The sequence below is a fragment of the [Clostridium] symbiosum genome, from assembly GCA_036419695.1.
GTDB classification, from domain to species: Bacteria; Bacillota; Clostridia; order Lachnospirales; family Lachnospiraceae; genus Otoolea; species Otoolea symbiosa_A.
Window position 1 is genome coordinate 5,186,898 of sequence record CP143946.1, and the last position, 25,463, is coordinate 5,212,360.

General features: G+C 51.9%; 21 protein-coding genes. 1 reads left to right on the forward strand and 20 read right to left on the reverse strand.

All coding sequences use genetic code 11. The features are described 5' to 3' along the window. Window positions 1–7: 7 nt before the first annotated feature. The 7 genes from V3C10_23100 to V3C10_23130 form a co-directional block, all read right to left on the reverse strand. Window positions 8–1,519, reverse strand: coding sequence for a tripartite tricarboxylate transporter permease (locus V3C10_23100; GenBank protein WVP62155.1), 1,512 nt, complete (start codon window positions 1,517–1,519; stop codon window positions 8–10). Window positions 1,520–1,531: 12 nt separating this feature from the next. Beyond that, window positions 1,532–1,981, reverse strand: coding sequence for a tripartite tricarboxylate transporter TctB family protein (locus tag V3C10_23105; protein ID WVP62156.1), 450 nt, complete (start codon window positions 1,979–1,981; stop codon window positions 1,532–1,534). A gap of 85 nt (window positions 1,982–2,066) precedes the next feature. Next, on the reverse strand, window positions 2,067–3,032 hold the full coding sequence (locus tag V3C10_23110) for a tripartite tricarboxylate transporter substrate binding protein (GenBank protein WVP62157.1): 966 nt from the start codon (window positions 3,030–3,032) through the stop codon (window positions 2,067–2,069). A gap of 44 nt (window positions 3,033–3,076) precedes the next feature. Then, window positions 3,077–4,735, reverse strand: a complete 1,659-nt coding sequence (locus V3C10_23115; protein WVP62158.1) for a thiamine pyrophosphate-binding protein — start codon at window positions 4,733–4,735, stop codon at window positions 3,077–3,079. Window positions 4,736–4,759: 24 nt separating this feature from the next. Then, window positions 4,760–5,761: a hypothetical protein gene (locus tag V3C10_23120; GenBank protein WVP62159.1), complete on the reverse strand. Its 1,002-nt coding sequence runs from the start codon at window positions 5,759–5,761 to the stop codon at window positions 4,760–4,762. 410 nt (window positions 5,762–6,171) lie between these two features. Next, the gene (locus V3C10_23125; GenBank protein ID WVP62160.1) at window positions 6,172–7,623 is read right to left on the reverse strand and encodes an FGGY-family carbohydrate kinase; all 1,452 of its coding nucleotides are present in this window, start codon (window positions 7,621–7,623) and stop codon (window positions 6,172–6,174) included. A 16-nt stretch (window positions 7,624–7,639) separates the two neighbouring features. Then, on the reverse strand, window positions 7,640–8,374 hold the full coding sequence (locus tag V3C10_23130) for a GntR family transcriptional regulator (protein ID WVP62161.1): 735 nt from the start codon (window positions 8,372–8,374) through the stop codon (window positions 7,640–7,642). A gap of 343 nt (window positions 8,375–8,717) precedes the next feature. Between V3C10_23130 and V3C10_23135 the strand changes: the two genes are divergently transcribed. Next, the gene (locus tag V3C10_23135; protein WVP62162.1) at window positions 8,718–9,371 is read left to right on the forward strand and encodes a DUF6198 family protein; all 654 of its coding nucleotides are present in this window, start codon (window positions 8,718–8,720) and stop codon (window positions 9,369–9,371) included. A 762-nt stretch (window positions 9,372–10,133) separates the two neighbouring features. Here the strand turns inward: V3C10_23135 and V3C10_23140 are convergent. The 13 genes from V3C10_23140 to V3C10_23200 all read right to left on the reverse strand — a co-directional run bounded on the left by V3C10_23140 (window position 10,134) and on the right by V3C10_23200 (window position 25,015). Next, the gene (locus V3C10_23140; protein WVP62163.1) at window positions 10,134–11,294 is read right to left on the reverse strand and encodes an iron-containing alcohol dehydrogenase; all 1,161 of its coding nucleotides are present in this window, start codon (window positions 11,292–11,294) and stop codon (window positions 10,134–10,136) included. Window positions 11,295–11,306: 12 nt separating this feature from the next. Then, a complete protein-coding gene (locus tag V3C10_23145) occupies window positions 11,307–12,431 on the reverse strand; it encodes an FAD-binding oxidoreductase (GenBank protein WVP62164.1) in 1,125 nt (374 codons plus the stop codon). After that, window positions 12,421–12,765 (reverse strand): (2Fe-2S)-binding protein, encoded by a 345-nt coding sequence (locus V3C10_23150; protein ID WVP62165.1) that lies wholly within the window; start codon window positions 12,763–12,765, stop codon window positions 12,421–12,423. Before V3C10_23150 ends, V3C10_23145 begins: the two co-directional genes overlap by 11 nt. A gap of 4 nt (window positions 12,766–12,769) precedes the next feature. Continuing rightward, window positions 12,770–14,359 (reverse strand): FAD-dependent oxidoreductase, encoded by a 1,590-nt coding sequence (locus tag V3C10_23155; GenBank protein WVP62166.1) that lies wholly within the window; start codon window positions 14,357–14,359, stop codon window positions 12,770–12,772. Window positions 14,360–14,363: 4 nt separating this feature from the next. Beyond that, window positions 14,364–14,678, reverse strand: coding sequence for a (2Fe-2S)-binding protein (locus tag V3C10_23160; protein ID WVP62167.1), 315 nt, complete (start codon window positions 14,676–14,678; stop codon window positions 14,364–14,366). 100 nt (window positions 14,679–14,778) lie between these two features. Continuing rightward, the gene (locus tag V3C10_23165) at window positions 14,779–16,191 is read right to left on the reverse strand and encodes a sodium/glutamate symporter (protein WVP62168.1); all 1,413 of its coding nucleotides are present in this window, start codon (window positions 16,189–16,191) and stop codon (window positions 14,779–14,781) included. Between the two features lie 56 nt (window positions 16,192–16,247). Then, the gene (locus V3C10_23170) at window positions 16,248–17,609 is read right to left on the reverse strand and encodes an acetyl-CoA hydrolase/transferase C-terminal domain-containing protein (GenBank protein ID WVP62169.1); all 1,362 of its coding nucleotides are present in this window, start codon (window positions 17,607–17,609) and stop codon (window positions 16,248–16,250) included. Further along, window positions 17,610–18,836, reverse strand: a complete 1,227-nt coding sequence (locus tag V3C10_23175) for a thiolase family protein (GenBank protein ID WVP62170.1) — start codon at window positions 18,834–18,836, stop codon at window positions 17,610–17,612. 31 nt (window positions 18,837–18,867) lie between these two features. Continuing rightward, a complete protein-coding gene (locus V3C10_23180) occupies window positions 18,868–19,635 on the reverse strand; it encodes an enoyl-CoA hydratase-related protein (GenBank protein ID WVP62171.1) in 768 nt (255 codons plus the stop codon). A 2-nt stretch (window positions 19,636–19,637) separates the two neighbouring features. Further along, complete coding sequence (locus V3C10_23185; GenBank protein WVP62172.1) at window positions 19,638–20,513, reverse strand: 3-hydroxyacyl-CoA dehydrogenase family protein; 876 nt, start codon at window positions 20,511–20,513, stop codon at window positions 19,638–19,640. Continuing rightward, a complete protein-coding gene (locus tag V3C10_23190) occupies window positions 20,510–21,673 on the reverse strand; it encodes a 2-hydroxyacyl-CoA dehydratase family protein (protein WVP62173.1) in 1,164 nt (387 codons plus the stop codon). Before V3C10_23190 ends, V3C10_23185 begins: the two co-directional genes overlap by 4 nt. Further along, the gene (locus V3C10_23195; GenBank protein ID WVP62174.1) at window positions 21,660–22,880 is read right to left on the reverse strand and encodes a 2-hydroxyacyl-CoA dehydratase family protein; all 1,221 of its coding nucleotides are present in this window, start codon (window positions 22,878–22,880) and stop codon (window positions 21,660–21,662) included. Before V3C10_23195 ends, V3C10_23190 begins: the two co-directional genes overlap by 14 nt. A 401-nt stretch (window positions 22,881–23,281) precedes the next feature. Next, window positions 23,282–25,015, reverse strand: a complete 1,734-nt coding sequence (locus V3C10_23200) for a sigma 54-interacting transcriptional regulator (GenBank protein WVP62175.1) — start codon at window positions 25,013–25,015, stop codon at window positions 23,282–23,284. Between the last annotated feature and the right edge of the window lie 448 nt (window positions 25,016–25,463).

Consider the following 25,463-nt stretch of genomic DNA (forward strand, 5'->3'; position numbering starts at 1 on the left):
TTTCCCGTTAACCCGCCTTATCAACTCCCGTCTTCCCCGCCGCCCGCCTGATAAGCGGCACCAAAAGTGGTGATAGCAGAGAAATGGCTGCAACAACCAAAAGAACGCAGGAAATCGGCCTGGTAAAAAAGATTGCGAAACTTCCGTCCGAGATTGCCAGCGATTTAGCCAGATTTGTCTCGATCTTGGTTCCCAGTATCAGCCCCAATATCACCGGAGGCATGGCAAAGTCCAGCTTCAGAAGGATAAATCCGGCTATCCCCGCAATCATCATAAAATAAATATCGTTAATATTGTTATTGAGCGCATAGGTCCCGACAAAGCAGAAAATAAACACAACCGGAGTTAGAATCACCGATGGGATGGAGGATATTTTCGCAAAAAGCTTCAGGCCTCCATATCCCAGGAGGCACATCATAATATTAGCAAAAATCAGGCCGATAATAATGATGTAGACCTTCTCCGTCTGCTCTTTAAAAAGCAGCGGCCCGGGAATAATTCCCTGCATCATCAGCGCTCCCAGCATGACCGCAGTTCCTGCGTCCCCCGGAATTCCCAGAGTGAGGAGCGGAATCAGCGCGCCTCCCGAAACTGCGTTGTTGGCGGATTCCGGCGCCGCTATCCCCTCAGGAGCCCCCTTACCGAATTCTGACCTGTGTTTGCAGAAACGTTTTGCCTGTGTATATCCGAACCAGGAGGCAATATCACCGCCCGTTCCCGGTATTGCCCCAATGATGGTACCGATCACACTGCACCCGAGGATCGTAGGAAATGTCCTTTTAATATCTCTTTTATTTGGAAGGACGTGATCGAGCTTCACCTTTTTTCCCACCGAGACGCTGTCCTCCCCGGACTGCATATTTTTAAGTCCCTGGGAAAAGGCATACAGTGCAATCAGGAGAGGTACAAAACTGATTCCGCCCGTCAGATAAGCGCTGCCGAATGTATAGCGCGGCGTACCCGTGATGGCATCGATCCCCACTGTTCCCAGAGCCAGCCCGATTACTGCTCCAATCAGCCCCTTAATAATCGATTTGGATGAGATTCCCGTCACGATACTGATTCCAAACACCGCAATGGCAAAATACTCGGGAGAACCGAACTGAAGCGCCACTTTTGCGAGGAGGGGCGCCGTAAAAAACAGGGCCGCCGCGCTGAACAGACCTCCAAAGGTAGAGGCCATTGTGGAAATCCCAAGGGCTCTGCCCGGCTGCCCCAGCTTATTCGCCATCGGATAGCCGTCCAGACAAGTGGCGGCGGAATTGGCAGTTCCAGGTGTGTTAATCAGGATTGCGGTGATTGAACCTCCATAAATACTGCCGCAGAAGATACCGAGCAGCATTAAAAACCCCGAATTTCCTCCCAGGGAAAATGTAAAAGGCGTCATGATTGTCAGAGCCATAACCGACGAAAGCCCCGGCATGGCTCCTGCCGCGATTCCGACAAAGGTTCCCGCCAGCATGACAAGCAGGTTCAGAGGCTGAACCGCTTCCCCCAGCGCTGAAATAAAAAACTCCATTCTATCCCTCCTCTACATCAGAAAACCGCGCGGCAGCCCGATCTGCAGCAGCGCGACAAAGACCACATACACAAACAGGACCACCCCCGCCGTGATTACAAAAACCTTCTTTTTACTCCTCTCTCCAAACACCCACATACACGACGGAATAAAAAATGCAGCCCCGCAGAAAAATCCCAGGACCTTAATAAGGACTGCAAAGCCCAGCAGAATCCCGCACATGCCGTAGACGCGCCGCAGCCCCTCCGATTTAAAATCAATAACCACCGGTTCCTCTTTATCACATAGCGTTTCCACCGCATATGCCGCCGAGAGCAGTATCATCAGTACTCCCAGGACCCGCGGCCAGAATCCGGCTCCAATTTCAGACAGGCCGTTATATTCAAATCCTCTGATAGTCACGATCATCCCCATGCCAATCAGTGCAAAGACAGCCGCGGCAATCAAGTTATATTTTTTCATTCAGTCACCCCGCATTTTCAGTTTCGGGGCTGGAAAACCAGCCCCGTCCTATCCGGCACTCTGTAAGAACAGGTTATCCTGCCCGTCAGTCTTCCACCAGAGATTTGTACAGCTCGTACTGTTCCTTAACGAAATCGAGCATCTCCTGCTCACTGTCAAAATCAGAGGCCTCCATATAGAAATTCTTTCTCGTCTCGGCAAATTTGTCGGATATGACTGCCTTTGCAATGGCATCCGACAGGAAGGTTTTGGCCTCATCCGGGATATCCTTTTTGGCCGCCATAAACACCCACACCGGTACCTCGATTCCATCCAGCTCCGAAAAGCTTTCATTCCATGCGGGAACATCGGGCATGTAGCCGCTGCGCTCCGTGCTCGTCACGGCAATGGCCTTGATCTCTCCGGCCTGGAGCTGTCCCATGGCGGCCGGTGTCGCACAGATAGCCGCCGGGATTTCCCCGCTCACCACCGCAATTACACTGGGAGCCGCGCTGTCATAAGAGACCGACTTAAATTCCGTTCCCAGATGCCGGTTCAGCGCCTTTGTCGCAAGGTTTGGAATGGTTCCCGCGCCGCTGTCCCCAATCGCTACGCCGGGATGTTCCTTTGCGTAAGCTACAAATTCTTCAAACGTCTGGTAAGGGGCATCCGCACGTACAATCAGGATGTTGATGTCATCCATGATACAGCCTAAAAGTGTAAAGTCTTCATAGGTAATATCCGTATTTCCCAGTACATTGTTTAAAATCAGGTCGCAGTTTACCACACCGATTGTGTATCCGTCGGATTCCTTTGATAAAAGCTGGCTCGTCCCCACGATCCCGCTGCCTCCGGCCACGTTGGAAACCACCATGTTCACGTTGGAAGGGAGCGTTTTTTCCGGAATTGCATCCAACATTCCGCGTATAGTCAAATCCGTTGTTCCCCCTGCCGAATACGGACATATTACCGTAACATTTTTGGACGGGTACCCCTTTGCCCCACATCCGCCGAGCACCGCTGCCGCCAGTGCCGCCGCCATAACCGCTGCCGCCATTCTTTTTTTCATCATGTACCTTCTCCTCTCTATCTTACCTTCTTTTCAGTGTTACTTATTTAAAATGCCTCCGGCCACACCGAGTAGGAACCGTCCAGTTTCACCTCGACCATGTAAGGTTTCCCTGACTCCCTGGCCGCCTTAAAGGCATCTGGGATTTCCTCCGCCTTTCTGACAATGCATCCATCCACCCCAAGGGCTTTCGCCACTTCCAGATAATCGATATCCGGGAAATCCACCCCTGTATACCGGTTCTCCCCCATTTTATAAAGCTCCTCCTGGCGGATATTTCCGTATGCCGAATCGTTGACCAGAAGAATGATAATCGGCAGCTTTTCCCTTCCGATTGTCTCTAAATCTCCCAGTGTCATTCCCAGGGAACCGTCACCCAGGAGGGCAATCACCTCTTTCTCCGGACACGCCTCCTTGCATCCAAGGGCGGCTCCCAGGGCAAATCCCATATTGCCGTAATTGACAGGTTTCATGTATGTGGTGTTTTTGGGAAATCTGGTCAGATGCGTCCAGGCTCCCGGATTGCCGGCGTCCACGACAAACACGCCGCCCTCACGGAGAACCTTCTCCAGTTCCATGTGAAGAGCGATGGGCGGTACGGGTGTCGCGGCGGTATCCGTGATACTGCCGCTGTATACCTCTTTCGTCCACGCCTCCTTTTTGGCCAGTATCTCATTCAGGAAAGCCGGATCCCCATGGTATCCCTCTTCCTCCAGACAATCCAGGATTTTTCTGATGGAGCGTGCAGCGTCTCCCGGCACCCCGACTTCCACCGGATAATGCCTGCCGATGCTCTCCGGTATAATGTCAAACTGGATCACATGTTTTGCAGAAATCTCCCAGCGGTTTGTGCTGATTGCGGTCAAAGAGGAACCTGCCACAATTACACAGTCCGCCGCTTCAATTGCCGTCCTGGCCACCCTGCTTCCATGCCTGGATCTGGGGCCTGCAAAGTTTTCGAATCCACTGTCAATCGCACCGATTCCGTTATAGGTGCAGACCACCGGGGCGCAGAGCCGCCTTGATAATTCCATGACTTCCCTTGATGCGCCGGCAAGTTTTACACCATTTCCTACCCAGATGCATATCCTTTTATGCGCTTTCATCTCGTCCACCGCACGTCGAATTGTCTCCCCGTTTGCCACCGAGTCTGCTTTGATACAATACTGCTCCGGCCGTTCGGGAACGTACTCCGCCCTCTGGCTCTCAATTACATCTCTGTACAGATCGACTACTACCGGCCCCGGTCTTCCGCTTTTTGCCACCCTGTATGCCTCACGCATTGCCCACTGGACCGATGTGACGTCACGCACCGGAATGTATTTTTTGCAAATCCCGGTAAAGACCAGTTCGTGATCGCATTCCTGCGCATCTCCCTTGCCCGCATCCGGCAGACGGTTCTGGAATATCAGCGCTATCATCGGGCTGGAGTCCCTGAGCGCTCCCCCGATTCCTGTAATCAGGTTTGTGGCTCCCGGCCCCGTGGTGGCCAGGCAAATTCCCGGCTCCCCGGTCATCCTTCCCCATCCGTCGGCCGCGCAGGCCGCCCCATTTTCGTGTCTTGTGTGTACAAAGCGGATTGGCGTGTCCATAAGCGGATCGGTCACAAACAGCGTCTGTCCTCCCGGCACCCCGAACACCACTCTTGCCCCGAACTCTTCCAAAACCTTAACTACCAGTTCTCCTCCGCGCAACATTTCTCCCATATTCTGCCCCTTTCTTATCTTCCGTCAGATTATACAACTGGCCCACCCTATTGCCGCCAGCCGGTTGTCGGAACCTCTTCTCACCCAAACTTCCAGCTCCACCTTTTTCCTTCCGTCCTCCGCCGGATAGACTCCCGTCACAATTCCTGCCGCTTCAAACGGTTCAAACACTTTGATCGGGGCGATAAACTTGGCTCTCAGCCAGCCGTCCGTAAAAAAGTCAGCGCCAAATGTGTGTGTCATCAGCTCCGTCAGCGTACAGAAGAACTGAGCTCCCTGCACAATCGGGATTCTCAGGTTTCCGACTCTCGCCGTCTCCAGATTGTTATGGATATTAATGACAAATTCCCCAACCCTGGAAAACACCGCCGCCTGCTCCGCGGTTATCGTCTTCTTCAACGGCTCCAGCGCGTCTCCACACTTCAAGTCTTCCGGAGCCTCCAGGATATATCTGGAGCCGTCCGGCACATCACCGCTCACCTTCTTATCCGGTGAAGCCGACGCCCTTCCGGCAATATTGCCCGGCGTCGTCTGGAAAATCTCCACTCCGCGGTAGCGTACAATCTCCCGGCCGTCTTCTCCCTTTACCCCGGCCTCCAGAACCACATACCCCTGTCCCCGCCGTTCATAGGCATCCGTGTAAGCTCCTTCCAGCGTTACCACCTCGTTGAGTTTCGCCGGGTTCTTAAACCAGAGCTGTGCCTCGGTATGGAGCCCAATTACCTTGCTCCCGCGGTATGCCAGTGTAAAAAGCTGGACAATATCGTTCGTGAGAAGGCCCGCCTGTGCAATCCTCTCCTTTCCGAACGGATTCTCTTTCTCTTCCATTGACCAGGGGAGATAATCATCCAGTTCAAATGCATACCGTTTTATCTTATGGTCGTCGATCATCTCCCGCACCGGACCAAAATGTTCCGGAATTGTGATATTCTCAAATTTTGGGTCTTTCAGCCCTTCTTCCAGATCGTCCATAGTCTCTGCAAGCCTTGGATCTGTAATATCTCTCCATACATTATTTGTCTCCATTCGATTCCTCCTTCAAAATGTATTTATATTGTATATAATATCCTCTTTTTTGCCTCGTGTAAATATACAATATTAATATATATTCTTTTTATTTTTGTGCAATACCTCCAATTTTGTTTTCTTTTTGTATTTATATGTTTTTTGTTTTGACGATGCGAAACAGCTCTTTGTATTTATATTGTATTTGTACTATCATGTCAAGTATTATGCCTCTTGACGCCTGAAAAGCAATAACTTTCAGGCATCAAGAGGCATAATTCCCATTCATCGCAGCGCGCTCCATTCCAGATTCGCGCGTCGAACGCGGCAGCATAGCGGCATATTACATCTGATATTAAAAAAAGCTCTCTGTATCTTTCCATACAGGAGCTTTTAGATGCATTCCGGCGTTTCCGTCGGTCTTTCTTAGTCTATATACTATATAATTTTTCCACCAATTCCCGTCTTTCCCTAAACTTTAAATACTCCGTCCGGTATTGTTCCCTCTGCTTCCCGTTTCCCTCAAACCACTCCTTTTTGTGCGGCCTTCCTTCGGGCAGCTTTCCGTCCAGCATATACAGCGCCAGCATTGCGCTCCCCGCAACCGTTGCTTCCGTCACCTCCGATTTCCGTACGGGTATTCCTGTGATTTCCGACTTTATTGTGAGCCACAGGGAATTCAACGCGCCTCCGCCGATGGCGGCTATCTCCGTGCATTCCGCCCCCATCTCTTCCGCCCGCTCCAGAATTTCCCGGCAGTCATATCCATTTGCCTCCATAATTCCACGGAAAATATGTTCTGCCCGGTGTTCCCTGGTAAGTCCCACAAGGGTTCCGACACTCTCCGGATGCCAATAAGGCGCCCGCTCGCCGGCCAGGTTCGGCAGCACGGTCAGTCCGGAGCATCCCGGCTCCAGCTGCTCCGCCAGCAGCGTCATCTCATCCAGGCTCAACCGCTCCCCGATAATCTGGTTCATGTACCAGTCAACTGTGCCTCCATACATTCCCATAGGACCGCCAATCAGCCAGTATCCTGGAATTACGTGGGGATTGACTATCAGTCCCCTGCTCTCCTTGCAACTCCACTGTTTTGCCACCAGAAAAAATACGTCTGTCGTGCCCATCACACTCACCGCGGTTTTCTCCCGCACTCCCCCGGCTCCCAGAACCGCCGTGGAGCCGTCACAGCTCCCCGTGACTACGGGAATTTCACCGGAAAATGCAAACTGCTCCGCCAGCTCCCGTTTCAATGTTCCCAGCCGCTCCCACGGTCTTCTCAGTCCCGGAAGTTTATCCATATCGGCCTGGAAGTTTTCCAGAAGCTTTTCGCTCCAGCCGCCTTTCCTGATATCGTACAGAAACGTATAGCCGGCCGACGTATGATCAAGAGCCGTCTGCCCGCAAAGCTTCATATTAATAAAATCCTTAAGTGAAATTACCGATGCTATCATTCCATAGAGCGCAGGCTGCTCCCGCTTCAGGCGGCGCAGCTTATAGGCCAGCCATTCCGGCGCAGGCGCTCTGCCGCAGATCTGGAATGCTTCATTTACATCAATCCGTGGCGCCATTTCCTCGAACATTCTCCGCTCCCGGTGCATGTATGTATAGCAGGGTGTCAGCGCCCCTCCGTTGCAATCCACCCCAACCCAGCCTACCAGGGCGGATACGGCAACGGCAGATATCGGATTCACTTCCAGCATCTCCCTGTTTTCTTCTGAAAGCTGTTTTATCATGCTGCGGATGAACTCCCATTCTACCTCGGCATCCATACAGATTCCGGCGGTGCGCTTCCGCTGCACCATGGACCGGATTTCCAGATCCTCCCCCGTCAGTACCGTCCTCACCGAGCTTGTTCCGATATCTACAACCAGTATCGTCCTCATCTTCAAACCTCCCGGGTTATATCTCCCTGAAAAGCGACATCGTCAGATTATATCTGTCACCCACATAAAAGCTCTCCGAATACTCCAGGCATTCCTCGGCTTCCGTATAGGCGATTCTTTTGACAAACAGCATGCTTGTCTGTGCCGGCAGCTCCAAAAGCGCGGTAATGCGGTATGTCGACATCACGGCCTGGATGACCTGATCCGCCCTCTTAATCCGTATCCCCATCTCCTGCTCAAGAATTCTGTACAGTGACTGGGAAACGAGCCTGGCCGGTTCCAGCGCGCCGCACAGGCGCTCCGATAGATAAAGCACCTGATAGCAGAGCGGCTTTTCATTGGCATATCTGAGCCGTTCAATCTTCATCACTTTTTCGCCTTCCGGCAGCTTCATCTCCTCCGCCACCTCCAGCGGGGCCTCCATTATCTCGGAATTCAGGATAAAGGAGGTGCATTTTACCCCGATCTTTTCCATCTCCTCCTGGAGGCTGGTAAGATTATTCACTTTTCTGGGCACCTTATCAAATTTCACCGTCGCCGTCTTGCCAAACCCCCGCTCCAGGACATCCTCCTCTATCAGCTCTTCTATCGCCCTGCGGATGGTAACCCGGCTTGCCTGATATTCTTCACAGAGCATTTTTTCAGTCGGGATCACTTCCCCTTTTTTCAGCTCCCCCTTACGGATCTGCTCTTTTATCGCTTCCTTCACAGTATAATATAAAGGCCCTTTTTTCTTACTGGTCGTCTCCATTGTCTCAGCTCCGCTCTTTTTGTATTTTAATTGTATTATTTTATACTTTAATGATAACAATACGGTATGACAATGTCAAGCCTTTCTTTATTTTACGTAGAGAATCCGAAGCAATCCGGTTATGTTTCACAGGTAATATCGCGCTAAGCATTTATTGCCTGTGAAACACACTGCCGGTCACCGCGGGCCGTTTTTTAAAACCGTGAGATTAACATCTTGAAATATCATGCGGAAGATACTAGAATAAAGGGAAAAGGGCGCTGTTCGGGACAAAATTCTAATGAAAAAGCCTCCCGATCCGCGCTCCGCACAAAAGAATAGCAGGAAAAGAGAACGAACTATTATGAACACAAATCAGAAACATGCGTGGTGTTTCCGTATCCTTATCTACGCCATAGGAATGGTGGTATTGGCCGCCGGCATCACGCTGAATACCAAAACCGGTCTGGGAGTATCCCCAATTATCTCCATCCCATTTACCATTTCCTACATATGGAACCTGAATTTCGGAATGATGACCTTTGCGGTTTACTCCGTTTTTGTGGGTCTTCAATTTTTACTTAAGGGCAGCGCCAGAACATGGCTGGATTTACTGCAGATTCCGGTCAGTTTCCTGTTCAGCATGCTTCTGAATCTGTTCAGTGATATCCTGAACATCACTTACTCCACCCTGTGGCAGAATCTCATTCTGCTTCTGGCGGCCATTATCATCACCGCCCTGGGTGTTGTTATGACTGTCAACATGAAGCTGGTTCCCAACCCGGGCGACGGAATGGCCCAGGCAACCGGCTATGCCCTGCACCGCGGTGTCGGTTTCGGCAAGAACGTGCTCGACGGAGCCTGTGTCATTCTGTCCTCCCTCCTCGGCTATCTGGCCGCCGGAGAGATTGCGGCAATCGGGGTCGGTACCCTGCTGGCCATGGTCGGGGTGGGGCGGTTTATCGCGTTGTTTAATCATTTCTTGAAAAAGCCGATGGAGAAGATGGCGGGATTATAAAAAGGGGGGTAATTGAGGAATGAGAACGCCGCCGGGATGGCCGGGATTCGGGATGGTGAGAGGGAGGGGATGAGTCTTCAGTCCCGGGCTGTAGGTTGTCGCGGGTGGGGAATCCGGGAAGGTTATGGACCGGGACTGAAGACGCGATGGTTTTCGCCATCCCGAATCCCGGCCTGCGGCCGCTGATTTGTTCTATCCCTTCAAGAGGGGAGGTACTGTCGCTGCCACTACATTTCCCCGGATTCCAGGAAAATGCTCCTGTATGGTATTAAATTGATGAGTCTAAACTTTAGCGCCTGACCTATCCTGGAATAACCATTGAATTTTTAGAGCAATCGTAAAATTTAGCTTTGGATTTCTCTCTGAATTCAGCCCAAAATACCTTCAAAAGGTAAAAGGTTCACGACTACATAGTGGCCGTGACAAGACCTCCCTCCACACTTGACGAAAGAGACAATCAGCCCCTGAAGCCGGCGGACGGGGCAACCCCCTTCGCTGAGTCTTCAGTCCCATCGATAACCTGCCGGGGGAAGGAGGAGAAAAACTTTCCGGAGGGAGACCTTGAAGCCCGCCGGTGCTTAGCGAGGTCCTTTCGAGCTTAGCATCCGCTGTGCGCTTCACAAGCGAAAGCGTGTCCCCGCAGGAAAGTCTTTCTCCGGATTCCCCCTCACCACAACCAACCGCCGGGACTGAAGACTCATCCATCCACCCCACTCCCCCGTCCGCCGTCTTACAGAGGCGTCCCCGCATCTCAATTAAACCCTAAAAAGCCTTCTCAAGAATCGAATAAATATCCTCTTCCTTTAAAGGCACCGGATTTAACGGCATCAGCCGGTATGCCATGCCTCCCTTTACAATCTCCGGGAACATCTCCCTCGTCACCTTTACCTCGTGCAGCGCCGCAGGCAGTCTCAGTTCCCTGAGCATGCGGTGAATTGCCTCCACGCACCGTCCAGCAGCCTGATGGACCGGCAGTCCCTCCGTTTTTTCTCCCAGGAGAGCGGCGATCCGTGCATACCGTTCCATATTGCCCGGCAGGTTCGCCTCGCAGACAAACGGCAGGAGCAGGGCATTGCCGATCCCGTGGGAAACGTGGGCGACTCCGCCCATGGCCTGGGAAATTCCGTGGACCGCCCCCAGTCCGGCGTTCACAAACGATGCGGCGGCCATCACACTTGCAAGAGCCATACCCGACCTGGCCTCCATACAGTCCGGCTGGTATGTTGCGGTCCTGATATGCTCGGCTATCAGGCGGATGGCGGCGAGGGCCAGCGCATCCGACAGAGGCTCCGCGTTCCTGGAAACATACGCTTCTATGGCATGTGTCAAAGCGTCCATACCCGTGGAAGCCGTTATGACGGGAGGCATATCCTTATGCATCACGGGATCGATTACCGCGGCCAGTGGAATCAGCCATTCGTGGGTAATGGACAGCTTAATTCCCCTTTCCGGATCGGAAATCACGCTGGATGCCGTCACTTCACTGCCGCTCCCTGCCGTTGTAGGGACGCAGACCAGCGGAAGCGGACGGTTTTCCACTGTGCGGTTTCCACCGAACAGATACTCCCTTACGGAGCCTTCATTGGTGCACAGCATACACATTGCCTTGGCGCTGTCTATGGCGCTTCCTCCGCCCACTGCAACGGCCATTTGGCAGCCGCTCTCCCTCATGACGGCAGCCGCCCTGTCCACCGCATCCACCGGCGGTTCCGGCTCCGTTTCATCGTAAACCACGGTCTGTATTCCATTTTCTTTCAGGCCTGCCTCAATTGCGGCAAATCCTTTTGTCTTACCGATTACCCGGTCGGTTACCAGCATAACCCTGGAGGCCCCGTAACGGCGTGCCAGATCCGATAAATCCCGGCTGATTCCCTCCCCGAAGAAGATTTTAACAGGAAGGTTAAATGTAAATTCTTTCATCATGTTTCCTCCGTTCTATTTGGCCGGCAGAAAACGGTTATATCTGAGTTCGCTCAAATCAAGAACGCTTTTTCCGCTGGCAATCAGGTTAGCAAGTTCCATTCCCGCCGCCGGGGCAATACCGAAACCGTGTCCCGAAAAACCGCAGGCCGTATAGAGTCCCGGCACTTCCTCAACCGGGCCAATCACCGGAATGCCGTCGGAACTCTCATCCTTCCACCCGGCCCAGACGCGCACCACTTTCAGTTCCTTCAGCATGGGGAAATATCGCAGGACGCCGCGGCAGATTACAGGCGGGGTCATGCTGGTAGCCATTGTTTCCTTCTGAAAATCAAAGTAATTGCCAAAGCCGGCGCCGCCGCCAAAGACAAAGGAACCGTGCTTCGTCTGATGGCCGTAAAAATCTGAGGTGGCCACGCCCAGCATCTCGTCAAACATATAAGGCATCTCCTCCGTCACAAGACTCTCCAGAAGCTTTTTGCGCATTGGGATATCGATTCCCACCGTATTCAGAATCTCCCTGCTCTCAAACCCGCTTGCAACGATCACCTGCTCCGCCCCATATTCATTGCCTTTTGTAACCACGCCGGATATTTTCCCTCTTTCCTTTTTAAGAGAAACAACTTCTTCCCCGGTAATAAACCTGGCTCCCATCTCCCTGGCCTTTTTATAATATCCAAGTGTAGTCAGGAGCGGATTAGCATGTCCATCCGTCGGGCACCAGCTGGATCCAATCACCTCATCGGACATGAAGGGGTTAATTTTTCTCGTTTCCTCCCCCGACAGCATGGTCATCTCCAGTCCCAGCGCCTGGCACTTTACAGCCGTTTTTTCCAGTATGGCCATGTGCTCCTTCGTCTTGGCGAGCCGGAGATTTCCTTTCTGCTTATATTCAATATCGATTCCCAATTCCTCGGAGAGGCCGGGCCAGATATGCTGTACCGCGTACATTGCCATCGGCAGTTCCCTGGGATCTCTGGCCGACTGGCGGACGCCTCCGGCATTGCGGCTGGAGCCGCCGTGTCCAATTTCTTTTTTCTCAAGAACAATGGGTTTGATGCCCTGTTTACAGAGATAATAGGCCGCGGAACAGCCCACCAGGCCGCTTCCGGCTATTACCACTTGTGCATTATGCTTCATACTCCGCCTCCTGTTCAATTACCTCGTTCCCGTATACGCCCATTTCCGTCGGCCGCACCGGACTCCTTGCGGTATTCATCTCCAGGTCCCTCGGTCTTACCCCGAGTTCCCGCGCTACAATGGACTGCACCAGTTTTCCGCAGGTCTGTCCCTGGCAGAGTCCCATGCCAGTCCGCAGATACCGTCTGATCTCATTCAATGTGCGCATGCCGTCGTGAACCGCCTGCCGGATTTCACCTTTTGTCACTTCCTCGCACCGGCAGACAATGACATCGTCATCCGGCTGCGGAATCAATTCCCCTAAATCAATTGAACGATCCATGATAGTTTCCATCCTGCTACACCTCCTCAAATTCGATAAACCGCGCCGTGCCCGCAAATTCCTTTGGAACCAGCATTGTAACCAGGTTCGTGTGATCCATCGCCTTTACGGCCCTGACCTCCGACACCACAGCCCGGCACAACTTATTCCCGCTCCTTCCAAGAGCCGTTCCCACCGCGCCCTTCTCCGGAAGCGGTAAAAATTCATAGGGAATTGTGATACTGGCATGAACATTGTCATAATCTTCGTCAACCAGGAAAATTGCCTGGCCGGAACAGTTGGCGACACACATTCCGCATCCCACGCATTTGACGTCTTTCCTCACCTCCGGCAGCGATGTGATGGTCTCTCCCACCTTGATACACCCAATCCGGCAGGCATCCTGGCACGGATTACAGGGAATATTCTGCGTGCATTCAATAACCGGATGAATCCCGGAGGTTTTATAGGACGCGCCGGGAAATTTCGTTATTTCAGAATCATCTACATATCCCTTCGACAACAGGCATGAGGAAAGCGGATACCCCTCATCCGTCTCCGTAAGATCGGTCCGTCCCTTATTGGCATGGCTGAACATTCCCTGGCGGAGCTGGTAAAGGGAGCCGTTGGCCTCCTCGAATTTTCTGCTCATCCTGTCTTTGTCCAGGTAGCCGCTTCTCTCGGCCGCCCCAAGCCCCGCTATTCTTCCCTGTATCATCGCAGAGCTGGCCTCCTCGATTCCCGCCACATCACCGGCCGCAAAAATTCCGGGAATTGAGGTTTCACCGTACTCGTTACATACCGGCACAATTCCTCCGCTGCCAGGATCATCCACCGTCTCACATCCCACCATGCGTACGAGCTGGGACATTGGGGACAGCCCTACAGCGATGCAGATTGTATCCACTTCCAGATGTTTCTCCGTTCCCGGCACGGTCTGCCACTTTTCGTCCACTTCCGCTATCACGGCTCCCGTGACATGATCATCCCCTTCCGCCTCCACTATTGTGTGGGAAAGATAAAATGGTACGCCCGTTCTGGCCAGTTTTGCCGCATGGACGCCGTAGCCGCCGATTCTCTTTGCCGCATCGATGACGCCCACTACCCTGCATCCCGCCTGAAGAAGCTGGAAGCTGACAACCAGCCCCACATTGCCGGAACCCACCATCAGGACCCGTTCTCCCGGTTTGACGCCGTGAAGATTCATCATCGTCTGGGCAGCCCCTGCCCCGATGACTCCCGGCAGCGTCCATCCGCGGAATGTCACCATGTTTTCCGCCGCCCCGGCTGCTACAATAATGTTATCTCCTTTATAATGTACAATCTGCCCGTCATGCATGACGCAGACTTCTTTTTCCCTGTAAAGGCCGATTACGGTGGCGTTCAAAACCACTTCCACCCCCGATTCCTCCGCCTGTGCAAGCAGTTCTTCCCCAATGACGAAACCTCTCGTTTTTGCCTTATGCTCTTTCGAGCCGAAAAACTTGTGGATCTGTTTAAAAAGCTGGCCGCCGGGGCGGGCGTTTTCGTCAAACACAACCACCTGCATGTTCTGTTTGGCCGCCTCAATCGCGGCGGAAAGGCCGGCAGGGCCGGCTCCGATTACAATTAATTCATATCTCTTCATAATTTCACTCCTCCGGTTTCGCTGAGACGCCGTACTGTGTCTGTACTTTCATTCCCTCTTCCAGTGGAGTCACACACGTACGGGTATTCGGTTTTCCGTCCACGATCATGACACAGTCCGTACACCTTCCAATGGCGCAGAAGATTCCGCGCGGTTTATGTTTCTTTGACGTATACCTGTGAATTTGAATTCCGGCGGCCTTAAGAGCCATTGCAATGGGTTCACCCTCATAGCCGCTTATCTTTTTACCGTCAAATTCAAATTCAACCATCCGGCCTTTCTCTATTTTTCCAATGATCGGATGTGTTTCAATTCTCATAGCTGCTCCTCCTGTATCTTAAAACTGTTCCGTTATTTTTCCATGACAGATGCCGCCGGACGCGGGTGGAAATCCGCCCCGCATCCGGCAGCACAGCCTGCTAAGCTTCCGCGCTTTCCTGATCCTTCTCATCAACGCTGTAATTCACAATTGCCTTTCTCTCGGATAATGGAATTTTTATATACCACCACTTCATTACCATCGCGGCAAAGATAAGGCCGAAGAACATGGCGGCAAAGATTCCGATAAACAGCCAGTGCTGGCCTCCCATCAGCATTGCGGGGCCCGCTGCCCATACAAAGGTTTCCACCGGGGTAAGAAACGGGGTGGTGAATGCCGTATCGTTCAGTGTCTTGGATTCATTTTCCGGGTCCACAATGCGCAAAAGAAGGAAACCGATTGCAAATACGCCGGTTGCATATCCGTACACAAAGATGGAGCGTTCAAACCAGCTGTCGCGGTTCATAGCCGGCCCCAGGATGCGGAGAATGAACCAGACAATAAAAATACCTAACAGCATCAGAACCAGAAGCGGTCCCGCATATTTTACAATAATCGGTATCTTGATTCCGGCTACGCCGAAAAATACAAGGTAGTCGGTGCATGTTCCGCTGATTCGCGTATTAACACGTTTATCTATATATTTATAGATTCCGCTGTCCGTCCGCCCTCCGGCTACACAGAAGAAGAGCAGAGCCAGGATAAACGCACAGGCGTAGTTTGGAATATTGACGGCAAAATAGCTTTTTACCAGCTTGCTGCACAGGTAGCCGAGTCCCGTAGGAACCATCAGAAGGCTTAAGTGCCAGCACAGCGGATCCAGCGCGATCGAGGAAACCGTATCTCTTCCCATCTCTTCCTGGTTCTCCCTGCTGACCATGCCTGTTTTCAAATCACCGCTCAGGTAGGCAAAGCTTTTTATATACTGGGTATAGCCCTTTGCCGTCGCCCACTTGATAAAAATCAGTCCGCCGAACACGCCGGCAAGAATGCCGACCGTAGCCGATGTCATCGCAAGATCCGGGGCGTCGGCAAAGCCCAGTTCGGCCATCGTTGTCCCGACCGCGGCCGCCGTGCCGTGTCCGCCTAAAAAGCCTGCCGCCAGGAGCAGCCCAAAACCGTAGTTAATATCCGGCCAGATTTTGGAGATGACCAGCACCCCTACTAACGCTGGAAGCCACCATTGGAGAGCGCTCTGCGCCCCCTTGTACAGGCCGTATCCCACCACGCGTTCCGCTTCTCTCTTCAAAACGCCCTTGTTGATTGTAAATCCGTTAATGCCGATTGCAGCAAAAATTACAATCATCAGGACGCTGGTATAAGAACCCATTGAGTCGGAGAATGGCAGAATGTTCAACATTTCCTTGCCAGCAAACAGTCCCAGGAACCCTGCCATCAGACTGGACGGAATAAAATACTTCTGGATAAACGGCACCTTTGCACGGATAAGCTGTCCGATCAAGATTAAAAAGGATGCCAATGCGAAATCTGTTAAAACTGTGTAAACTGTCATATCTTTTACCCCCTGTAATAGATTTGCCGATAAATAATGTTACTAAATACTCTTCCTTATGCCAAAACCCGGCTGCTCACCCGGCTGATCCCCATACGTTTTGCCTCCTTAGCCAGTTCCTCCCTGAAATCAGGGTGTGCGATGGATATAAGAAGCTCCGCCCTCTCATAGGTGGTCTTTCCCTTTAAATTGACCGCCCCATACTCGGTCACCACATAATGAACCGCGCTTCTCGGTACCGATACAATGCTGCCTTCCGGAAGTCTCGCCCGGATCAGGGATTCTTTCTTTCCGTCCTTTGAAATCCGGACCGACGGAGTACATAAAAAGCTCTGCCCGCCTTTTGAGTGGAAGGCTCCCAGAACATAGTCGAGCTGTCCCCCCGTGCCGCCGATATGCTGCCAGCCGGATGACTCGGAGTTGACCTGGCCGAAGAGATCCACCTGCAGGCAGCTGTTGATGGATACCATCCGATCGATGCTCCCGATTACCCCTATGTCGTTGACGTAGTCCACAGGAGCCACGCATGTGATGGGATTGTTGTCGATAAATTCAAACAGCTCCCTGCTGCCGCTGGCAAAGGTGTATACCATTTTTCCTTTGTCAATGTTTTTACTGCCGGTAATTTTGCCGGCCTGATAAAGCTTTAAATAGGCTTCCACAAACATTTCCGTATGGACGCTCAGATCCTCCACATCCGATTCGGCCAGCATGGCTCCAATGGTGTTTGGGATCCCACCAATTCCAAGCTGCAGCGTGCTTCCGCTTTTTATATGTGGCACGATGTGTTCCGCAATTTTCAGTTCCACATCCGTCGCAGGTTTCGCTTCCAGGTAGTTTAACGGATAGCCCCTGCCCTCCACCACGTAATCAATCCGGCTCAGGTTAATCACATTCTGCATCCCATGGTTGACCGGCATGTCTTTGTTTACTTCCACAATCACGGTTTTTGCTTTTTTTAAAATTCCCCAGTACTCCGCGATTTGCGGCCCGAAATTAAAATTACCGTAGTCATCCATCGGAGCCACCTGGAACATGGCCACATCAATTCCGCCGTCCACATTTTCGGCAAACAGCTTCGGATTTTCACGGAACTGCACCGGGACGAACCAGCATACCCCCTCCTTATTCATCTTCCTGTCCAATGCGCTGAAATGAGTATTACAGTAGTGAAAATGCTCCGCCCCCGGATCCGCCTGTAAAATGGCCGGTATGTATCCGTTTCCCCATATCGTGGCATAGACCGTGACATCCGTAAGCTCCTCCGTCCTCAGGGCCAGCGCCTGGTCAAGCTCCCGCACAATTCCACCAAACAGCCCGTAGTGGACTCGGTCTCCCGATTTGACGGCTCTCACCGCCTCCTCTGCCGTTACAAGCTTTTCCCGATAGCGGACGTTAAGCTCGCTCATCTTGTACATTTAAAAACTCCTCCTGCTCTTCATTTTTAAGCGGCCCGGATCCTCATTTTTCAGTGCTTCGAGAACCACCGCGGTTCCCATGCCGCCCCCGGCGCAGGCCGATGCCAGGCCGTAACGTTTCTTTTCCCGCAGAAGTTCATAGACAAGCGATGTGATAATCCGCGTACCTGTGGCTCCCACCGGATGGCCCAGTGATATTCCGCTGCCGTTTACGTTGGTAATATTGCGGTTCAGCTTAAGCTCCTTCTCACAGGCCAGATACTGGGCCGCAAACGCCTCATTGATCTCCACCCGTTCCATATCCTGAAGCGTTAGTCCGGCTTTTCCAAGCGCTTTTGCCACGGCTCCGACAGGCCCGATTCCCATAATGTCGGGCTCCACCCCGGCCGTAGCCGTGGAGAGGACGCGGGCCAGGAGCGGGAGGCCGAGTTCTCTTGCCTTCTCTTCGGATGCCAGGATAACGCCGGAGGAGGCATCGTTCATTCCCGACGCATTGCCCGCCGTCACGGTTCCCCCTTCCTTGAAGGAGGCCCGGAGTGAGGACAGCCCTTCCAGGGATGCGTCCCTCTTCGGATATTCATCCTGCTCCACCAGAACCGTCTTCTTTTTCCCCTTTACTTCGATGGGGATAATCTCAGCCTGAAACTTCCCTTCATCGATGGCACGGCACGCCCTCTGCTGGCTGAGCAGGGCCAGTTCATCCTGTTCTTCGCGGGTGATGCCATACCGCTCCGCCAGGTTTTCCGCGGTAATTCCCATGGCAGGCCCGACTCCCAGGTTGGTAAGTGAATCCCACATGGAATCACGGATTTCAAAGTTGCCAAGTTTTTTCCCCCAGCGCGCGCCCTCAACAATATGCGGGGCATTGCTCATCACTTCGGTGCCTCCGGCCATGATAAAATCCGCCTCACCGGCCATAATCTGATAAAATCCAAGCTGCACCGAGGACATCGACGAGGTACAGTTGCGGTGTACCGTAATTCCCGGCACTGTGACCGGAAGTCCGGCCTTCACCGCAGCCACCCTGGCCAGATTGTTCTCCTTATACGTCTTCTGGTAGTTGCATCCCCAGATCACATCGTCAAGCAGTGCCGCATCCAGGCCGCTCCTCTTAATCAGGGCCTGCATCACCGGGATTGTCAAATCCAGCGCTCCCAGGCTCCTGAAGGCTCCTCCCAACGCTCCGATCGGTGTTCTGCACGCCGACACAATTACTACACTTCTCATTTCGTCCTCCCCTCTCTTATCTCGTTTTCTTTCAATACCGGAATTCCGGCGCCCTCTTCTCGAGAAAAGCGTTCATTCCCTCTTTCTGATCAGGCCCTGCAAACAACGCGGCCCAGTTCTTCCGCTCCCTGTCCGACGCTTTCCCGAAATCCGGCTCCCGCAGGTTTTCTTCTATCGTTTGTTTGACCGCCGCCAATGCCGCACCGGATTGGGCGCTTAAACATTCCGCCAGCTTTTCCACCGAATCACAGAAGCAGTCCCGATTTTCCACCCGGTTCACAAGGCCGATATCCAGAGCCTCTTTCGCGGTGATTTGCTTTCCCAGATAAATGAGTTCTTTTGCCTTTGCCTCGCCGATAAGCCGCGGCAGACGGAAGGTTCCTCCGGCTCCCGGCATAATTCCCAGCGTAATTTCCGGAAATCCCATCCTTGCATCCGCACAGGCAATCCGAAAGTCACAGGCCAGGGCCAGCTCCATGCCGCCGCCCAGGGCAAATCCCTCAATGGCCGCCACTGTTGGGATTTTCATCCGGGCCAGCTTGTCGAATGTGCTGCCAAAAGAGAAGTTTAGCGCTTCCCCGGGAGTCAAATCCGCCATCTCCCTGATATCGGCTCCCGATGCAAAATTTTTCCTGCTCTTTATCACCAGAACTTTGATATTCCGGTCTGCCGCCGCACGGTCGAGAGCCGTGTCCAGCTCGTCCACCACCTGCCTTGACAGCGCATTATATGCCTCAGGACGGTCGATTGACAGCCAGGCGATATGTTCCCTTATTTCCAGTCTGATAAACCGCCCCATTCTCAACCGTCCTCCTCGTTTGCTTCATACCGGTAAAAACCTTTTCCCGTCTTTCTGCCGTACTCTCCCTTTGCAAAATGCTCCACGATTGCGGCGGACGGTTTATCCGCGGGATTCCCGGTCATCCGGTAACGTTCCATCAGAACGTGGTATTCCAAATCGATTCCCGTCATGTCCAGCAGTTCCAGCGGCCCGAGCGGGTGGTTCAGCCCTTTTCTTACCGCCAGATCAATATCTTCCGCCGATGCGATATCCTGATCCAGCAGATAGCACGCTTCCTTTGTCACGGCGCTGAATATGCGGTTCACCACAAACCCGTAAATCTCTTTTTTCACCAGTACCGGAGTTTTCTTAATCGAGACCGCAAACTCCATCATGGTGTCGATTGTCTCCCCGGACGCATGCGGCCCTTTTACAATCTCAACAAGCTGCATTACCAGAGCCGGATTGAAAAAATGGAAATTTACAACCTTATCCGGCCTCTGTACCGCATCGGCAAACAGGGAACTCACGATATAGGAGCTGTTGCTTGCATAGATTGTATGCTCCGGCGTATAGCGGTCTATCGCACCCAGAACCTGTTTTTTAATCTTCAGGATGTCGGGAACCGCCTCAATCACCAAATCGGCCCCCGCCCCCGCTTCCTCCAGGCAGTCGGTAAATACCAGCCGGCTCTGTGCCTCCTCCGCGGTCTCCTGTGCCATTTTTCCTTTTAGAACTCTGGAGGCAAACCAATCACCTGCGAACTTTTCGGCCTTTTGTAGCATATCCCTGTTTAAGTCGTAGTTTTTGACCCTGTATCCGCACAGAGCGGCCTGCATGGCAATCTGGTTTCCCATCGTGCCGCATCCAATCACAGTTACATTGTTTATCTTCATTTCACACCTCCCTGCTGCTCCCGCTTTTCATTCAACACTTCCACGAATCCCTCTATTCTTGTCCCGACACTTTCCGCGGAGCTCATCGACTGTTCCAGCTCGATATACAGGTAAGGAATTCCCTCCCGTTCCAGCTCTTTTTTGTAGACGGGAAAATCAAACTCCTCCGGTTCACAGAATTTCATCATGGCAATCAGAACCCCATCCGCCTGCGTTCGCCTTACCAGTTCAGTCAGGCGGCTTCCCCTGCTCTTTTGCTGTTCACAGAGGAACGGATCGCCCCTCTGTGCCAGAAACCGCGCGGCCATCCTTTGCAGAATAGTGCCCTCCCCTGTTCCGGGAATGCGGAAACTTCTGGACTCCTGAGACAAATCATCTGCCGCGATGCAGATCCCATTTTTCTCCAGCGCATTGATAACCGCATCCGGTTCCAGCATCAAACCGGTTGCCACCACCCGGATCCAATCCCCGGCAGGAGGCGCTGCTCTTTGACGTAGCTTATCATTAATAGCGGCCAGCGTCTCACTGTAATCCGTTTTATCCATGAAATAGTATGCTTTCAGAATCTTATGCCTGGTGCCGATGCCAATCACGTCCGGATGTAACGCAGCTAATGCGGTAAACTCCCTCATTTCAGCCCGGCATGCCTCAAACCTGTTCCAGCTTTCCACGAGTTCCTGTTCTTTGATTATCCGGCCCGACAGAAGCTCCAGCTTTCCCCTGATTCTCATCAGTTCGTTTTCCAGATACTCCGCAGAGACGGCGCTCTCAATATTCTGCGGGTAGACCATGGGGAAAACGGGAATATGCGGTATGGCCGCTTTCCAGTTCTCACAGACACACTTGAGGGTGTCACAAAATGTGGGAATCAGGACAGCCGAGAGCATGTCATAGGATCCGCTCAGAGCCTGGGACATGTTTGCCTTCATGACAGAGCAGCAGAAGGGCTGAAGATACTGCCCCACCCGCGGTGTCTCTTCCCCGCCTCCCCACATTCCGACCGGAAGGAAACCCGCGGCGTCCACAAGCTCATCCGGCGTGTAGACCGGGAAACAGCCCACTGCCTTTCTCCCTCTCCTTTCCATGGCGCACAGAATGGCCTCCTTCGGATGATCGGCCGCCCGGCACAGCTTATGAATCAATTGTTCAAACTCCCCCATTCTGCACACCTCCTTTCCTTTTCTCCTCTATGGTCTCCGCCAGGGACTGAATCCTGGTCTCAAACTGTGCCAGGGAGAAGGCCCTCGGATCCGTCTGGTCGCCGTCAAAAACCACCGCAGCCACTCCGGTTCGTTCCACTACACGGCGCTCCACTTCAAACTGTCTGAAATCCATCAGTTTACAGCTTCTGTTGGAATGGAAAATCAGGCCGTCTACTGAAAACTCTTTCACCAGTTCCGACAGGTTGTCCACTCCAAAATCGAGATTCCGGTTAACATAATTCGAACTGTAGGCGCGGGCCATTCCGTCTAAGTCTCCGGCTTCATACAGGATAGTCCAGGAGTCCGGGTACGTGGACGCCACTAAGTTGATACCGTATTTCTTGAGTGTCTTATAGGTGGATGAGAGATACGGCCAGCATGCGATTCCATCCCACAAGATCCTGATCTTCTCTTCCTGATCCTTCCACGGCCCCAGCCCGGCCGCCTGTTTTTCCTCTAATTCCCTAACCCACAGTTTAAAAAGTTCCAGTCCCTCTTTCCGGCCCCGCATACAGACAATGACCGCCATATAGTTGAATAAATCAAACCCATTTAGGGGGGATGGTTTCGCCCTGGCCATCAGCGAAGCTTTTTTCCACCATCTGGCCGTCTCCGATGATATTTTCATAACCTCGTGGAATCTGTCATAGTCAAAACTTTTTTTCGTCAGCTGTTCCAGTTTCCGGATGGCATCCGTAAGCTGGCCTTTTATATAACGCACGTTCTGTTCCGTCACCTCATATTCATGGTTGAACGGAAGGTCGAAGATAATCATCGGGATATTCAGTTCCCTTGCAATATTCTCATACCATTTCAGCACTGTATTACATATATTGTTGCAGCAGAAGATCAGATCCGGCAGTGGAATGTCTCCCGCCGGGCTGCTGAGTACCTCCATGTAGCCCAGGTTCACCCGGGCATAGGAACAAATATCCACCGAGTAGCCGTTGGCCTCAGAATGTTCAAGCAAATCCAGAGCACATTTCCTGGCTCCGATGGCAGCCGCGTGGTTTTCCGGGTAAACTACGGCGATATCCATAGTCTCCAACAGCTCCTGGGGTGATATCGAAGTTGCCCAGGCTACGAGCCGCCCCTGCCGTTTTGCCTCCATCGCGTTTTGATAATGCTGTTCCAAAAGCTGGTTCAGCATTTCTTTTGACGTCATACTGTAAACTCCTTTCCCTTTTCTGCTTTACTTAAAAGCAATTTCCGTGCCATCTGTTTCATTTTCGGTGCCGGAATCTACAGTTTTTGATAAATTAGTTTGGTTTTCTGCTTTTTATTTGTTTATTCGTCTTAAATACTCCTTAAAATAGAGCCGTATTGGGACAAAAGGAAACGTAAAAAATGGATTGTGGGCCTGTTTTGAATAAAATATTCTTATAAGACATGTTCTAAAAGAGAAAAAAGGTAAAAAAATGATGCCGTTTTGCATCTTTGATGCATTCTTGCATAAAGACGCCTAACGGCATACTGGTAATTGGAATTTTTATTCTGTTGGATGGTATCTCTGCTCCGTCCGTACTTCTTTTGGTTCTGTTGGCGGACTTTACAGGCAGGAAGGCATCACAGCCGGTATTTTTTCAGCTTCCGGACTACCGTGGACTGATTCACCTTTAAATACTCGGCAATCTGGCGGGTCGTGTGAAATTTCTCTTTGGCCTCTTTCAGAAGCGCTCTCTCCACCTCCTCTACCGCCTCCTCCAGCGATACGCCTTCATAACTGTTTTGGACCTTCTGCCTCCTGCAGTTCCACGGGATATCCTTGACCTGCAGATACTCGCCGTCGGACAGCACAAACATGTTCTCTATCACATTCTTTAATTCCCTTATGTTGCCCGGCCAGGAGTACTTCTGGAATTCATCAATAACCGGATAGGTCAGCTTCTTATTTTCCCCATACTGCCTGTTATAATGGTGGACAAATTTCAGGCAGAAAAGCGGAATCTCATCCTTACGCTCGCGGAGGGGAGGTATCCGGATATTTACCACATTGAGACGGTAATAGAGATCCTCGCGGAAACTTCCATTCTTAATCATAGCGGGAAGATCCCGGTTCGTTGCGGCGATAATTCTCACGTTCAGGGGGAGCAGCTTCGTTCCCCCGAGGCGCATGATTTCCCGGTTCTCCAGCACCCGCAGCAGTTTAACCTGCAGGCTCAGCGGTATCTCCGCAACCTCGTCGAGAAACAGCACGCCGCCGTCCGCCAGCTCAAAAAGACCTTTTTTGCCGCATTTGAGGGCTCCTGTAAAGGCTCCGCTTTCGTATCCGAACAACTCAGATTCCAGCAGATTTTCCGGTACCGCCCCGCAGTTAACCGCTACATAGGGCTTTGTGGAACGCAGGCCGTTTTTATGAATGAATTTTGCCACCTCGTCCTTGCCCACACCGGACTCCCCGGTAAGCAGAACGTTTGTGTTAAAATTCCCCAGTTTTTTGGCCAGGCGGAACACATTCTGCATGTCCTGGTTGACGATGACCACATCGTCGGCCGTTTCGCCTCGCTCCTCCTGCTGTTTCAGCCTCTGCATGTAGATCTCTTCCATCTTTTTGGCTGATTCCAGTTTCTCACTGAGGGCATAAATTTCCGATATATCCCTGGAGTTTACAACTATTTTCCTGATATTCTTCTGCTCGTCAAAGATCGGCGTGCCAGTCACGATAATTGATTTCCCGTTCCTGGTCATATGCTGGAGAGAGACGGTTTCCTTTTTCTCCTGCACCATTCCCACCACCGACTGTTTCATCCATACGGGATTGACCAGATGCAGGATGTTCCGCCCCAAAAGCTCCTCCCGCGTGATGCCCGTATTATGTACATATCCCTGGTTCACGATCTCCACATTCCCCTCGGCATCCGTCACCAGAATTCCGTCAAAGGATGCCTCTATGATCTCCTGTAAGTCCTGAAGCACATGCTTTTTGGCGTACTCCTCCATCTCGTTCTGTGACGGTTTTGCTCCCAGAAGCAGCAGAATCAGATAGGTCGGCCCGTCTTTTTCATCCCCGCAGGCCCACCTGGACACGGTGACAAATACCTGCCGGCCCTGTATCTCATAGTGGAACGTCTTTTCTCCGTCCGGCTCGTCCGGCAGAAAAAATGACTTGCCGAGAAAACGTTTTACCGATTGATGCGAAATTGCATCATCCTCGGCAGAAAGAATTTCTTTTGCATAGTCGTTATAGTAAATGATACGGTAATCTTTATCAATTAAAATCGTCCCGGTTAAAACATCGGTATCCGTTTTTGAAGACTTTTGCAATTCCCGGCTCTCGCCTTCACCTGATACAATATTCATGGGGGGCCTCCTTCCCAAACTTTTATCCCTGTAACAAAGGCGCATTCCTCCTTCGGAGCCGAGTGTTTTATCGCCTTTTCGGTTCATTATACCATTTTCGTCTGGTTGTGAGAATATGATTTTTTGTCTGGAATTTTTAGATTTGTTGATATACGTTCAGGATGGCCGGAAAGATACTGTGATATTCATGCGGATACTTACACGGTTCTTGTCATAGCTGTCCATACCCGCCGGTATAATACAGGCTTTTTTCAGCACACCGCTAAAGATGCCCATACAGAGTCCTGCTGTCTCATCTGCTGCAAGATTTTCTCTTACGGATTCTCTCCATATTGATCCAGCATTCTTTTTGTATAATCGATCAACTCTTCCGGTCGACTGCATTGGTGTTTTCTGTAAACAGGAACCATTCTCACTTTTCCCCAATTCCGTGTTATTACAGCATAAA

Bases quoted from the DNA above. Each gene is read 5' to 3' on its own strand.
- V3C10_23145 (WVP62164.1), bottom strand. From the start codon at position 12,431: ATGAAGCATAATGCACAAGTGGTAATAGCCGGAAGCGGCCTGGTGGGC.
- V3C10_23150 (WVP62165.1), bottom strand. From the start codon at position 12,765: ATGGAAACTATCATGGATCGTTCAATTGATTTAGGGGAATTGATTCCG.
- V3C10_23155 (WVP62166.1), bottom strand. From the start codon at position 14,359: ATGAAGAGATATGAATTAATTGTAATCGGAGCCGGCCCTGCCGGCCTT.
- V3C10_23200 (WVP62175.1), bottom strand. From the start codon at position 25,015: ATGAATATTGTATCAGGTGAAGGCGAGAGCCGGGAATTGCAAAAGTCT.
- V3C10_23165 (WVP62168.1), bottom strand. From the start codon at position 16,191: ATGACAGTTTACACAGTTTTAACAGATTTCGCATTGGCATCCTTTTTA.
- V3C10_23110 (WVP62157.1), bottom strand. From the start codon at position 3,032: ATGATGAAAAAAAGAATGGCGGCAGCGGTTATGGCGGCGGCACTGGCG.
- V3C10_23190 (WVP62173.1), bottom strand. From the start codon at position 21,673: ATGGGGGAGTTTGAACAATTGATTCATAAGCTGTGCCGGGCGGCCGAT.
- V3C10_23180 (WVP62171.1), bottom strand. From the start codon at position 19,635: ATGGGGCGGTTTATCAGACTGGAAATAAGGGAACATATCGCCTGGCTG.
- V3C10_23175 (WVP62170.1), bottom strand. From the start codon at position 18,836: ATGAGAAGTGTAGTAATTGTGTCGGCGTGCAGAACACCGATCGGAGCG.
- V3C10_23130 (WVP62161.1), bottom strand. From the start codon at position 8,374: ATGGAGACGACCAGTAAGAAAAAAGGGCCTTTATATTATACTGTGAAG.
- V3C10_23120 (WVP62159.1), bottom strand. From the start codon at position 5,761: ATGGAGACAAATAATGTATGGAGAGATATTACAGATCCAAGGCTTGCA.
- V3C10_23105 (WVP62156.1), bottom strand. From the start codon at position 1,981: ATGAAAAAATATAACTTGATTGCCGCGGCTGTCTTTGCACTGATTGGC.
- V3C10_23100 (WVP62155.1), bottom strand. From the start codon at position 1,519: ATGGAGTTTTTTATTTCAGCGCTGGGGGAAGCGGTTCAGCCTCTGAAC.
- V3C10_23185 (WVP62172.1), bottom strand. From the start codon at position 20,513: ATGAAGATAAACAATGTAACTGTGATTGGATGCGGCACGATGGGAAAC.
- V3C10_23115 (WVP62158.1), bottom strand. From the start codon at position 4,735: ATGGGAGAAATGTTGCGCGGAGGAGAACTGGTAGTTAAGGTTTTGGAA.
- V3C10_23170 (WVP62169.1), bottom strand. From the start codon at position 17,609: ATGTACAAGATGAGCGAGCTTAACGTCCGCTATCGGGAAAAGCTTGTA.
- V3C10_23125 (WVP62160.1), bottom strand. From the start codon at position 7,623: ATGAGGACGATACTGGTTGTAGATATCGGAACAAGCTCGGTGAGGACG.
- V3C10_23160 (WVP62167.1), bottom strand. From the start codon at position 14,678: ATGAGAATTGAAACACATCCGATCATTGGAAAAATAGAGAAAGGCCGG.
- V3C10_23140 (WVP62163.1), bottom strand. From the start codon at position 11,294: ATGATGAAAGAATTTACATTTAACCTTCCTGTTAAAATCTTCTTCGGG.
- V3C10_23195 (WVP62174.1), bottom strand. From the start codon at position 22,880: ATGACGTCAAAAGAAATGCTGAACCAGCTTTTGGAACAGCATTATCAA.
- V3C10_23135 (WVP62162.1), top strand. From the start codon at position 8,718: ATGAACACAAATCAGAAACATGCGTGGTGTTTCCGTATCCTTATCTAC.